The 11,943-nt window shown below is 73.9% G+C and carries 12 protein-coding genes; 2 read left to right on the top strand and 10 right to left on the bottom strand.

From position 1 onward, the window contains the following. Window positions 1–34: 34 nt before the first annotated feature. The 4 genes from Ae150APs1_RS02140 to ligD form a co-directional block, all read right to left on the bottom strand. Window positions 35–376 (bottom strand): RNA polymerase-binding protein RbpA, encoded by a 342-nt coding sequence (locus Ae150APs1_RS02140; protein WP_010243772.1) that lies wholly within the window; start codon window positions 374–376, stop codon window positions 35–37. A gap of 246 nt (window positions 377–622) precedes the next feature. After that, window positions 623–1,831, bottom strand: a complete 1,209-nt coding sequence (locus Ae150APs1_RS02135; protein WP_249266176.1) for an MFS transporter — start codon at window positions 1,829–1,831, stop codon at window positions 623–625. 151 nt (window positions 1,832–1,982) lie between these two features. Then, complete coding sequence (locus Ae150APs1_RS02130; RefSeq protein WP_075295420.1) at window positions 1,983–2,756, bottom strand: glycerophosphodiester phosphodiesterase family protein; 774 nt, start codon at window positions 2,754–2,756, stop codon at window positions 1,983–1,985. Window positions 2,757–2,761: 5 nt separating this feature from the next. Beyond that, window positions 2,762–4,726 (bottom strand): non-homologous end-joining DNA ligase, encoded by a 1,965-nt coding sequence (gene ligD, locus Ae150APs1_RS34490; protein ID WP_349289865.1) that lies wholly within the window; start codon window positions 4,724–4,726, stop codon window positions 2,762–2,764. 109 nt (window positions 4,727–4,835) lie between these two features. On the opposite strand from ligD, the gene Ae150APs1_RS02115 reads away from it, so the two are divergent. Further along, window positions 4,836–5,060 (top strand): DUF3072 domain-containing protein, encoded by a 225-nt coding sequence (locus Ae150APs1_RS02115; RefSeq protein WP_075295418.1) that lies wholly within the window; start codon window positions 4,836–4,838, stop codon window positions 5,058–5,060. A 9-nt stretch (window positions 5,061–5,069) separates the two neighbouring features. Here Ae150APs1_RS02115 and Ae150APs1_RS02110 read toward each other — a convergent pair whose 3' ends face one another. From Ae150APs1_RS02110 to solA, 5 genes are read right to left on the bottom strand one after another with little or no spacing between them, the layout of a single operon-like run. Further along, window positions 5,070–5,501, bottom strand: coding sequence for a cupin domain-containing protein (locus tag Ae150APs1_RS02110; protein ID WP_075295416.1), 432 nt, complete (start codon window positions 5,499–5,501; stop codon window positions 5,070–5,072). Next, on the bottom strand, window positions 5,498–6,436 hold the full coding sequence (locus Ae150APs1_RS02105) for a PDR/VanB family oxidoreductase (RefSeq protein WP_075295414.1): 939 nt from the start codon (window positions 6,434–6,436) through the stop codon (window positions 5,498–5,500). The genes Ae150APs1_RS02110 and Ae150APs1_RS02105 overlap by 4 nt, the downstream gene beginning before the upstream one ends. 10 nt (window positions 6,437–6,446) lie before the next feature. Further along, a complete protein-coding gene (locus Ae150APs1_RS02100; RefSeq protein WP_075295412.1) occupies window positions 6,447–7,886 on the bottom strand; it encodes an aldehyde dehydrogenase family protein in 1,440 nt (479 codons plus the stop codon). Next, the gene (locus tag Ae150APs1_RS02095) at window positions 7,883–9,205 is read right to left on the bottom strand and encodes an aromatic ring-hydroxylating dioxygenase subunit alpha (RefSeq protein WP_075295410.1); all 1,323 of its coding nucleotides are present in this window, start codon (window positions 9,203–9,205) and stop codon (window positions 7,883–7,885) included. Before Ae150APs1_RS02095 ends, Ae150APs1_RS02100 begins: the two co-directional genes overlap by 4 nt. A 29-nt stretch (window positions 9,206–9,234) precedes the next feature. After that, window positions 9,235–10,419: an N-methyl-L-tryptophan oxidase gene (gene solA / locus Ae150APs1_RS02090; protein WP_075295408.1), complete on the bottom strand. Its 1,185-nt coding sequence runs from the start codon at window positions 10,417–10,419 to the stop codon at window positions 9,235–9,237. A gap of 141 nt (window positions 10,420–10,560) precedes the next feature. Between solA and Ae150APs1_RS02085 the strand changes: the two genes are divergently transcribed. Beyond that, entirely contained in the window at window positions 10,561–11,487 is a 927-nt protein-coding gene (locus Ae150APs1_RS02085; protein ID WP_075295406.1) for a LysR substrate-binding domain-containing protein, read from the top strand. Window positions 11,488–11,512: 25 nt separating this feature from the next. Here the strand turns inward: Ae150APs1_RS02085 and Ae150APs1_RS02080 are convergent, their stop codons facing one another. Continuing rightward, a complete protein-coding gene (locus Ae150APs1_RS02080; RefSeq protein ID WP_060575963.1) occupies window positions 11,513–11,938 on the bottom strand; it encodes a hypothetical protein in 426 nt (141 codons plus the stop codon). Between the last annotated feature and the right edge of the window lie 5 nt (window positions 11,939–11,943).

Raw genomic sequence — 11,943 nt, 5'->3', positions numbered from 1 at the left:
GGGGGTCCGGGCTCCGTACGACTGTGCTCCGAGCTCAGGCGATCTCGGCGCGCCGCTCGCGCAGAAGCTCCAGCCGCTCGTTGAGCAGCTCCTCCAGCTCGGCGATGGAACGCCGCTCGAGAAGCATGTCCCAGTGGGTACGCGGGGGCTTCTGCTTCTTCTGCTCGGGCTCGACACCGTCGACCCGGCGCCCGACGCCGCCCTGGGGCGACTCCCAGGTCGCCGGAGCCTCGGCGTCGTTCGCGAACGGCACCTCGAACTCGTGACCGGACTCGGACACATACCGGACCATCTGCCGCGGCGCCAGGTCGTGGTTGCGGTCGGTCTCGTAGCTGACAGCCCCGAGCCGGCTGCCACGCAGAACGCGGTCGGCCATGCGTCGTCACCCTCCTTGCGATCTGTCGAGGCGGCGGCACCTCGACGGTTACGTCGCCGCCACCGGGTGTAACGTTCGTGGCACTACGCTATTCCGGCGGCGGGGCAGGCGGATCACCCCGGATCTTACCCGGGGGTAACCCTCTCTGCGCCCGATGGGCCAGTGTTCCCTACCGGAGCCCGTTACACACGCTGATGTGACGTGTCAGCCATGTATGATGGCACTCACACCAGGGTCGACGAGTGTTCACGTGCCCGATCGTGCCTGTGCACGGGCCGGGGAGCGGACCGGCAGCAGCGCGAGGAACCCGGCCAGGAGCACGACGACGATGCCGATCGTGCCGGCCCGGTCGGAGCCGAACAGGTAGGTGAACAGACCGATCAGCGCCGGGGCGAGGAACGAGACGGCCCGCCCGGTGGTCGCGTAGAGCCCGAACAGCTGCCCCTCCCGGCTCTCCGGGCACATCCGCAGCAGGTACGACCGGGACGACGCCTGGGCCGGTCCGACGAACACCCCCAGCACGAGCCCGAAGATCCAGAACATGGTCGGGCCGGACACGAACAGCAGTACGACGCCGACCACGGTGAGACCCGCGAGCGAGCCCGCGACGACCGCCTTCGGGCCGATCCGGTCGTCGAGCCGGCCACCGGCGAGCGCGCCGAGCGCGGCCACCACGTTGATCGCGACACCGAAGATCAGCACCTGGCCCGGGTCGAGCCCGTACACGGTCACGGCCAGTACGCCGCCGAAGGCGAAGATCGCGTTGAGCCCGTCGCGGTAGAGCGCGCTGGCGCCCAGGAAGTACACGGTGTGCGGGCTCGACCGGTAGAGGGCGACCAGGTCGGTGACGAGCCGGCGGTAGGAGCCGGCCACGCCCAGCCGTGGTGACCCGGGCGACGCGGGCCGCGTCTCGGGGAGCAGCAGGAACATCGGGACCGCGAAGACCGCGAACCAGACCGCGGCGACGAGTACCGAGATCCGGACGTCGAACCCGCCGTCGGTGGGCACGCCGAGCAGGCCGCCGTCGCCGGACAGGAAGCACATGTAGACCAGCAGCAGCAGGACGATCCCGCCGACGTAGCCGAGCGCCCAGCCGAACCCCGACACCCGCCCGACCGTCGCCGGGGTCGAGACCTGGGCCATCAGCGCGTAGTACGAGACGTACGCCAGCTCCGCGAAGATCGACGCCAGGCCGAGCAGCAGCAGGCCCAGCCACAGGTACGACCAGTCGTCGCGGACGGCGAACATCGCGACCATCGACAGCACGACGAGCGCCGTCCAGATCCCGGTGGACCGCAGCCGGTGCCCGGCGCGGTCGGCGCTCTGCCCGATCACCGGCGCCATCAGCGCGATGAGGACGCCGGCTGCGGCGGTGGACCAGGCGAGCCAGCTGTTCGCGGAGACCGGGCCCGGCAGGCCGGCACCGACGGCGTCGGTCAGGTAGACCGAGAACACGAAGGTCAGGGCGATGTGCTGGAAGCCCGACGAGCCCCAGTCCCAGAGCCCTCAGGCCCACACGCGGGATCGGCGGGGCCCGGTCTCGGGCAGTACTGCTGCGGTCACCGGGCGAGGGTATCGGCGGACACCGGGGCCGGCCTCCGTGCGATCACGCAGACCCGGCGCGCTCGCCGAGCACCTGCAGCAGCAGGTCCGGGCGGTCGGACAGCAGCCCGTCGACACCGAGGTCGAGCAGCCGGTGCATCTCCGCCGGCTCGTCGACCGTCCACACGTGCACCTCGTGGCCGCTGCGGTGGGCCGCCGCGACGAACCGGCGGTCGGACGCGACCGGGATCGGCCCGAAATGGGTCGGCACCTGCGCGAACTCTCCGCCGATCCCCGGGAGCAGCAGGCCCGGGACACCCCAGGCGCGGGCGCGCAGCCCGGTCACCGCCCGCTGCCCCATCGAGGTGCAGAGCCTCGGGCCGGCCTGCGACCGGGCGCGTGCGAGGCGGCGGTCGTCGAACGAGCCGAGGCAGACCCGGTCCCAGGCGTCCGCCGCGTCGAGCACCGCCAGCGCGGGGCCGACGACGTCGTCGGACTTCAGCTCGATCGTGATCCGCACGCCGGGCAGCGCGGCGAGGACGTCGGCGAGCCGCGGGAGCGGCTCCCGGTCCCGCACCCGGACCGTGTCCAGCTTCGCGGCGGGCAGTGCGTCGATCCGCCCGGTCGTGCCGGTGGTGCGGTCCAGGGTCGGGTCGTGGTGCACGAACGGCACCCCGTCGGCGCTGGCGTGGACGTCCATCTCGACGTAGCGCAGTCCGTGGTCGGCGGCGGCGACGAACGCGGCGACCGTGTTCTCGCAGCCGTCGAGCTCGCCGAGGTGCCAGCCGCGGTGGGCGTAGGCGCGCGGGTACGGACCGTCGAGGTACGGGTGCGGCACGGCGGTCAGCCTGGCACCTCGAAGATCGCCCCACCACGGGGGAGCCGGAAACCCTCGGTGTCCAGCAGGGGACGCATCAGGTCACCGTGGGTGTCCAGCCGGCCGGGCAGGTCGTCGCAGGTGAACACCAGGTCCCCGGCCTCGCGGCAGGCGTCCACCTCGTCCCAGGTGACGGGGGTGGCCACGGTCGGCCGCTCGCGCCCGCGCAGCGAGTACGAGGCGATCGTCGTCTTGGCCGTGTTGTTCTGGCTCCAGTCGACGAACACCTTTCCCCGGCGACGGGCGCGGGTCATCACCGCGATCGTCTCCCGCGGGTGCTCGGCGGCGAGCCGCTCGGCGACCTCCCGGGCGAACTCGGAGGTGCGCTCGGGCTCCGTGACCCGCACCGGCAGGTAGAGCTGCATGCCCTTGCCGCCGGACGTCGACGGGTACACCGGCAGCCCGTGCTCGTCGAGCAGCGCGCGCAGCCGCAGTGCGATGCGGCAGCAGTCGACGACGGTCGTCCCCTCACCGGGATCGAGGTCGAACACGACACGGTCCGGTGGGTGCCTGCCGTCGCGCGGGCCGAGCCGCCACTGCGGGACGTGCAGCTCCAGCGCCGCGAGGTTCGCCGCCCAGGCCAGCCCCTCGGCATCGGTGATCACCGCGAAGTCGGCCGACTCGGACCGGCCGCCGGGCGTCCCGACCCGTGCCGTGCGCAGCCACGACGGCGCGTGCCGGGACACGTTCTTCTCGAAGAACGACGACGACTCCACCCCGTCCGGCCAGCGCTTCAGCGTGGCGGGGCGGCTCTCCAGGTGCGGCAGCATCGCCTCGGCGACGGCGAGGTAGTGCCCGAGGACCTCGGCCTTCGTCGTGCCGGTGGCCGGGTACAGCACCTTGTCCGGGTTGGTCAGCGACGCGCGGCCGTAGCCGTCGCGGTGCGCCGCCCCGCTGCTCCTGCGCGTGGTGTCCCGTCTCCCGGTCACCGGCACCTCCCGCCAGTCGTCGCTCGGCCCCTCGGGGTAGGGCGACCCCTCCCGGACGGCGACGACGCCCGGCAGGCCCTGCTGCCGGACGGCGTCGAGCAGCCGCGCGCCCGCGTTCGGGTACAGCGGGACGGGCCTGCGGTGCGGCCCGTCGAGGGGGAGCGCCTCCAGCAGTGCCCGGCGCTCGTCGAGGGGCAGCGCACGGACGTCGCGGCCGCCGGTGTGCAGGACGTCGGCGATCCACAGCTCGCCGCGGCCGGTCAGCTCGGCGTCGAGCAGGTGCCCGCCCGCGCCGAGCTCCGGGCCGAGGTCCCGGAGGGCCGCCGGGGTGTCGACCGGGTCGCCGGGGGAGCCGTCGTCGCCGATCGGGCGCAGCGTGAGCCGGCCACCGTCGCTGCGGACCAGCATCCGGCGGCCGCCGAAGACGGGGCGGACGCGCCAGCCGTCCCCGGTGGGCAGCCGGCGGGCCGCCGTCGGCACCGCGGCGACGGGGTCGTGGGGGAGCGGCGCCCCGGCCGGCGCGGAACCGGCGGCCTGGTCGCGGGTGCGGCGCAGCAGCCACCGGTCCGCCCGGCCGGCCCCCTGCCCGCCGTCCCGGTGCAGCAGGACGAACCGGCCGCGGGCGCGCTCGCCGTGCAGCACGACGGCGACCTCGTTGTCGTTCCACTTCTCGGTGTCGTAACGGCCGGAGTCCCAGACCGTCATGTGCCCGCCGCCGTACTCGCCGCGCGGGATGTCCCCGTGGAAGTCGAGGTACTCCAGCGGATGGTCCTCGGTGCGCACGGCCATCCGGACGGTCTCGCTGTCCTCGGGCAGGCCCTTCGGCACCGCCCAGGACGCGAGCACCCCGCCACGCTCCAGCCGGAGGTCCCAGTGCAGCGCGGTGGCGTGGTGCTCCTGGATGACGAACCGGTCGTCGCCACCGGACTCCGGGTCGCCGTCGGGCACCGGCTCCGGGGTGCGCCGCGGGTCGCGCCTGCGGCGGTACTCGTCGAGCGGCACACGGGGAGCCTAGCGATCGCGGGGCCCACGGACCTGCCGTGCGACGCGATGACGGTGCCGGCGGGTGTCCACCGCGCGGGGAGCGCACATCGAAGATACGTTCGATCCCATGACGAACGACCACACGACCGACGACACCGAACCGGGCACCGCCGAGAAGGACCCGGGCGACTGGACGACCGGCGACGAGCCGATGACGGGGCCGCAGCGCTCGTACCTGGAGACGCTGCTGCAGGAGGCCGGCCACGGGACCTCCGAGCTCGACGGGCTCAGCAAGGCCGCGGCGTCCCGCCGGATCGACGAGCTGCAGGAGGCCACCGGCCGCGGGCAGTGAGGGGTCGCGCTACTCGTCCCAGACGATGCCGACCGAGTCCAGGCGGGGCCGGTCGAACCCCCAGAGGAACTCCAGCGTCCCGCCGGTGTCGTTGTGGATGCCGTGCGGGGCGTGGGCGGGGATCCAGAGGGCCGAGCCGGGCTCGCCCCGGACGGTCTCGTCGCCGACGGTGAACCGCGCGGCCCCCGCGATGACGTAGTACCACTCGTCGGCGTGCGGGTGGTGGTGCAGCAGGTGCCGCTCACCGGGGCCGAGCCAGGCCAGGCCGACCATCAGCCGTTCGGAACCGACCAGCTGTTCGGACACCAGCTCGACGAGCCTGCCCCGGTCGCGCGGGTCACCGCCGGCGGCGACCCAGGTGCTGTCGGAGGGGTCGCCCTGGTCGACGACCGGCTCCTCGGCGGCCCGGACGTGGAACCGGCTCCGGTGGTGGGCGGTCACAGGTCGATCCGCAACGCCGGGCAGCCCTGCTCGGCGCGCGAGACGCAGATCATCATGCAGTCCTGGGCGGCGCGTTCGTCGTCGTCGAGCACGGAGTCCCGGTGCTCGGCGCGGCCGCCGAGCAGCCCGGCCTCGCACGTTCCGCAGGTCCCCTCCCGGCAGGACCAGTCGGCACGGATCCCGGCCTCCTCCGCGACGTCGAGGACGCTGCGGTCCGGCCCCACGACGGCGGTGACCCCGCTGGCGACGAACTCGACCTCGAAGGTCCCGTCCCGGCCGGCGGGTGCGGACGTCCTCGGGGCGAAGCGTTCGACGTGCAGGCTCCCGGCCGCCCACGCCGCAGTCCGTGCGGCGAGGGCGTCGAGCAGTGCCTCCGGGCCGCAGGCGTAGACGAGGGTGCCGTGCGGGGCGCCGTCGAGCGGGGTCGCGAGGTCGGGCAGGCCGACCTCGTCCTGCGGGGCGATCACGACCCGGTCGCCGTAGCGGGCCAGCTCGTCGGCGAAGGCCATCGAGGACCGGCTGCGCCCGCCGTAGAGCAGCGACCACCCGGCTCCGGCCCGCTCGGCCCGGTCGATCATCGGCAGCAGCGGGGTGATCCCGATGCCCCCGGCGACGAACACGTAGTGCGCCGCCGCCACCAGCTCGAAGTGGTTGCGGGGGTCCCCGACGTCGACGATGTCGCCGCCGTGGAGCTTGTCGAACACGTGCCGGGACCCACCGCGGCCGTCGGGCTCGCGCCGTACCCCGATGCGCCAGCGGGTCCGGTCGGCGGGATCGGAGCACAGCGAGTACTGGCGCACGAGCCCGTCGGCGAGGCGGAGGTCGACGTGCGCACCCGGTGTCCAGGGCGGGAGCTCACCGCCTCGGGCGCGGACCAGCGTCAGGGACACGACGCCGTCGGCCTCGTCCCGGCGGTCCTCCACCATCAGGTCCATCGTGGCCTCCTCATCCGCTCGTGCGGGCGACGACGGTCTTGGTGCTCAGGTAGCTCTCCAGCGCGACCAGCCCGCGTTCGCGGCCGGTGCCGCTGAGCTTGGTGCCGCCGAAGGGGACGGCGGTGCCGCCCCCGAAGTACTCGTTGATCATCACGTAACCGGCGTCGACGCGGCCGGCCACGCGCAGTGCCCGGTCGATGTCACGGGTGTGGATGCCCACGCCCAGGCCGTAGTCGGTGCCGTCGGCGAGGCGCACCGCGTGGTCCTCGTCGTCGAAGGCCAGGACGGCCAGTACGGGCCCGAAGATCTCCTCCTGCACGATCCGGGCGTCCGGTGCGAGGCCGGTGAACACGGCGGGGGCGAGGTAGTGACCGTCCGGCGGGACCGGTCGTGGCCGGCCGACGAGGCGTCCCTCGGCGTGTCCGAGCGCGACGTAGCCGGCCACGCGACGGTGGTGCCGGGCCGAGACCAGCGGCCCGAGGTCGGGGTCGTCGGCCCCCGGTCCGATGGTGAGCGCCGCGGCACGGGCGGCGACCCGTTCGACGAGCTCGTCGTGCACGGAGCGTTCGACCAGCAGCCGGGACCCGGCGTCGCAGTACTGGCCGCTGTTGGCGGTGAAACCGGCGACGACCTGGTCGGCCACGTCGTCGAGGTCGGTGTCGGCGAACACGATCTGTGGCGACTTCCCGCCCAGCTCCGTCACCACCGGGGTGATGTGCTCGGCCGCGGCCCGCAGCACCGCCCGGCCGGTGGCGACCGACCCGGTGAAGGTGAGCGACCCGATCCCCGGGTGGCCGGCCAGGGCCCGGCCGGCCTCGGTGCCCAGGCCGGTGACGACGTTGCAGGTCCCGGGCGGGTAGCCGGCGGCGGTGACGAGCTCGGCGAGGCGCAGCGCGGTCAGCGGGGTCTGCTCGGCGGGTTTGACGACAGCGGTGTTGCCGGCCGCGAGGGCCGGGGCGAGGCTGCGGCACAGCATCGACAGCGGGGCGTTCCACGGGACGACGTGGGCGCTCACCCCGACCGGCTCGCGGACGGTGAAGGCCAGCGACCCGGGCCCGAGCGGGATGGTCTCGCCGTGGAGCTTGTCCGCGGCGCCGGCGTAGTAGTGCAGGTAGTCGACGCAGCCCGCGACCTCGGAGCGCGACAGCGAGATCGGCTTGCCGGTGTCGAGGGTCTCGAGGTGCGCGAACTCCTCGCGGCGGTCCCCGAGTGCCGTGGCCAGCGCCCGCAGGGCCCGGCCGCGGTCGGCCGGGGTGGTCCCGCGGATCGTGCGCGCGCAGGCCCGGGCGGCACGGACGGCGTCGTCGACGTCGGCGGCACCGCCACGCGCGACGTGCGCGACGGTCGCGCCGGTCGAGGGGTCCTCCACGGCGAGCGTGCGCCCGTCGCGGGCCGCGACCCAGGCACCGTCGACGTGGTGGGCGGGGTGGACGTCGAGCGCGGCGGTCATGCCGGGTCCCCGAACATGGGCGTCATGACCTCGTCGTCGCCGCCGGGGACCCGGTCGATGCCGACCATCCGGTCGACGACCATGTTCTGGAAGCGGTGCAGCGGCTCCTCGAAGCGGAAGCACATCCGCCCGCCGCGGTAGGCGGGGTCGGCCATACCCTCCTGAACCCGTTCGACGATCTCGACGTCCTGGCGGTTCACCAGGTCCCAGAACTTCTCCAGCTGGTCGAGGCCCTCTTCCAGGCCGGGGGAGCCGGTCGCCTCGGGGTGGGTGAGGAGCACCGCGGTCTCGATCGTGCGGTCGGCCGCGACGGGCCGGTTGAGCAGCACGAACGCATGGTTCGGCAGCACGACCAGCGCGCAGCTGGGGAACAGCCAGACGAACCGGCCGGCCTCGCGGTCCTGGGGGCCGAGCGTGCTCAGCGGGGCCAGCCCGTCCCAGCCGCCGGCCTCGGTGTTGCGCGACACCGGCGTGGTGCACATCCCGGTGTAGCGGCCGGGCCCCTGCCAGCGGTAGTGGTCGGAGACCTGCGAGACCTGGTTGAGCTCCGGGTGCACCCAGGGCAGGTGGTAGTACTCCATGAAGTTCTCCCCGACGAGCTTGTAGTTCGCGGCGACGTCGTAGGAGGACCGGCGCTGCGGCGTCCAGTCCTGCAGCCGGTGGTCGGCGAATCGCCGGGGGAGGTCTCCGAGGTGGTCGCGCAGCGGTGCGGGGTCGGGGGCGAGGTTGACGAACAGGAGGAAGCCCCAGGCCTCGACGGAGACGGGGAGCAGGCCGTAGTCGGCGCGGTCGAATCCCTTCGCGCCCGAGGTGTCGAAGACGGCCTCCTGGCCCGGGGGCACGTCGGAGCCCTCGAACAGCGGCGTGCCCAGGCACGTGCCGTCGGTGTCGTAGGTCCAGTTGTGGTACGGGCACCGGATCCGGCCGCGCCTGCCGACCTCGCGGGCACCGGCGTCGAGCAGCTTCGTGGCCCGGTGCCGGCACACGTTGTGGAAGCCGCGCAGCTCGCCGTGCCGGTTGCGCGTGACGACGACCGAGCGTCCCGCCACGTCGACGACGACGCAGGCGCCCGCCGCGTCGACGTCGGCGACGAAGCCGACGGCGACCCAGCCGGAGGCGAACACCTTCTCCTGCTCGAGCGCGAAGAACGCCGGCGAGGTGTAGGCGTCGGGCAGCAGGGTCGAGGCCAGCTCCACCGGGAGGCGCGTGTGGCGGTAGGTGGACTCCTCGGTGAACAGCGCGGGATCGACGGGCCGGGCCGGCAGCGCGTCGCCCGGGGCGGTGGCCGGGGCCGTCGTCGCCGTGACGTCGAGTGTCATCGTGTGTCTCCCTTCGGGTGGGGGCGGGCTCAGACGTGGAAGCTGCGGGGGAACGCCGGGTCGGTGAGCGCGGGGCGGCCGGCGGAGAACGCGTCGACGGCGTGGGCGGGCTCGCGGTCCAGGGCGAGGTCGGCGAGCAGCCCGCCGATCAGTGCGGCGAACTTGTAGGCGTGGCCGGCGCCGTTGGCGACGACGATCTGCGGGGATCCGGGCAGCCTGTCCAGGATGAAGTTCTGGTCCGGCGGCACGGTGTAGAGGCAGGTCCGGGAGTACAGCTCCGGCCCGCGGAAGCGCGGGATGTGCCGGACGAGGAAGTCGTCGTAGCGGTCACGGCGGACCGGGTCCGGCTCGAAGGAGCGGTCCTCGGCGGTGGTCTCCTCGCCGCCCATGTGCTGGCCGAGCTTCGTGGCGACCTCGCCGTAGACGGGGAACCCGTAGAAGTTGTGCCGTCCGTGCCACATGAACACCGGGAACCGGGAGGTCGAGAACTCGGCGAGGTGCGGGGTGGAGTAGTAGGTGACCTGCTCGCGCAGGACGGTCAGCGGGAGCTGCACACCGGTCCCGGCGAGCACCTGGTTGGTCCAGGCGTCGGCGGCCACCACGACACGGTCGGCGCGCAGGGTCTCCCCGTCGGTGACGACGGTGACGCCGTCACCGTCGGCGCGGACCGCCCGGACCGGGGTGTGCGGGCGGACCTCGGCCCCGCGTGCCCTGGCGAGCGCGATGTGCACCGCGTTGACCCGTGCGGCGTCGACGATGCCCGAGTCCGCCTGGTAGAGGGCCTGCTCGCCACCCTCGACGCGGAACTGCGGCCAGCGGGCGGTGAGCTCGTCGGCGTCGAGCAGCTCGTACCCGACGCCGAAACGGTCGAACATCGCGGTGTAGCCCTCGATGTTGCGGGTGCCGGTCGCCGCGCCCCGGCGGGCGATCCGGTCCTCGATCACCAGCCCGCCGGTGCGGGTGAGGATCTGCTGCCCGGACTCGGCCTCGACCTCGGCCCACGCCTTGTAGGCTGGAGCGGCGAGTGCGGCGTACTGCTCCTGGTGCTGGGCGAGCCGGATGATGCGGGAGTGGTCCTGCGAGGCCCCCCGGTGGTGCCCGAGCTCGAACTGCTCGAGGCCCAGCACACCCGGCCCCAGCTCGGCGGGCAGGCGGTGCAGTGTCGCCGAGCCCAGTCCGCCGAGGCCGACGACGATCGCGCGGTAGGTCGTCATGTCGCTACTACTCCTGGCGTGCCGAGGACACCCTCGGATCGCTGGTGAGGGGGTGTGTATGTGGTGCCGGCCACAGGATGCGTGCGGACGTCGTTACACGTCCATCGAAGATTTGAACTCGCGATCATGTACGTTTTTCGAATGATCGATCGGAGGCTCCGGGTGCTCGCGGCGATCGCGCGGCACTGGAGCGTCACCGCCGCGGCCGAGATCTGCCGGATGACCCCGTCCTCGGCGTCGCACCAGATGCAGGGCCTGGCGCGGGAGCTGGGGGTCACGCTGCTCGAGCCCGACGGGCGGGGCGTGCGGCTCACCGCGGCCGCCCGGACCCTCCTGGCGCACGGCGAGACGCTGGCCGCGCAGTGGGAGCGGGCCCGCGCCGAGCTGGCGGCGCACCGCGACGGGGACGTCGGAGGCGTCGTCCGGTTCTGCGGGTTCTCCACCGCGGCGGCGGCCGTCGTGCCCGAGGTCATGGGGCGGCTGCGCGAGAGCCACCCGGCCCTGCAGGTCGCGCTCCGCGAGTGCGAGCCGGCCCGGGCGTTCGACCTGCTCGCCGCGGGCGAGGCCGACATCGTCGTGGTCGTCGCGACGTCGGCCATCCCCCCGGCGTCGGACCCGTCGTTCGACCAGCGTGCGCTGTTCGACGAGCCCCTGGACCTGCTCGTGGGCCCCGACCACCCGTTGGTCGAGCGGCCGGACGTGGCGCTGCACGACCTGGCCGGTGACCGGTGGATCTGCAGCAGCCCCGGGCGCGCCTACCACCAGCTCGTGACGATGGCGTGCTCCAGCGCGGGCTTCGCCCCGGACATCGCCCACTACGCCGACGAGTGGGACACCGGTGCCGCTCTGGTCGCCCGCGGCTTCGGGGTGGCGCTCGTACCCCGGCTGGCCGACCTGCCGGCCCGGCACGACACGCGCCGGCTGCGCATCGGCACGCCACCGGTGCCGATCCGCCGGGTGATCGCCGCGGTCCGCGCGGGCGCGCAGGACCAGCCCGCCGTCGCGGCCGGTCTCGACAGCCTGCGTGCGGTGTGCCGGTCGCTGGCGGACCGGCTCGCCGCGGCATGACGGCCCGGGCCGCCCGGGGGAGACGTCAGAGTGGGACGTGCACGTCGAACGCCGTCGTCACCAGCTGGTCACCGACCTTGCGGAGGATCCGTGGCCGGGCCGTCTCCACCGTCGCGCAGCCGGCGAGAGCCGAGTTCCGGTCGAGCAGCACCTCGCCGGCGCGCCGCAGCACGTCGCCCGGAGCCCGGTGCGCGTGCTGCCCGTCAGGTCCTGTCACGTGCAGCCACAGCCGTTGCCGCACGGTCCCCCGCGGGGTCGGTTCCGGTGCGGACCAGGACAGCAGCAGGGTGTCGGTGGTGTACCGGGGCTCGGCCGGTTCGTCCGGGACGAGCACCCGGACGGTGCCGTAGTGGTATCCGTGCCCGGCGAGCCCGTCGTCACCGGCCAGGGCGAGGAAGGCACGGTCGCGTGCCAGCTCGGCACGGTGCCGGTTCGGTACGACAGAACGCATCGGGC

This window comes from Pseudonocardia sp. Ae150A_Ps1 (assembly GCF_001932315.1).
Taxonomy (GTDB): domain Bacteria; phylum Actinomycetota; class Actinomycetes; order Mycobacteriales; family Pseudonocardiaceae; genus Pseudonocardia.
The sequence above is the reverse complement of the archived record's forward strand: the minus strand, read 5'-3'. Positions and strand labels throughout refer to the sequence as shown.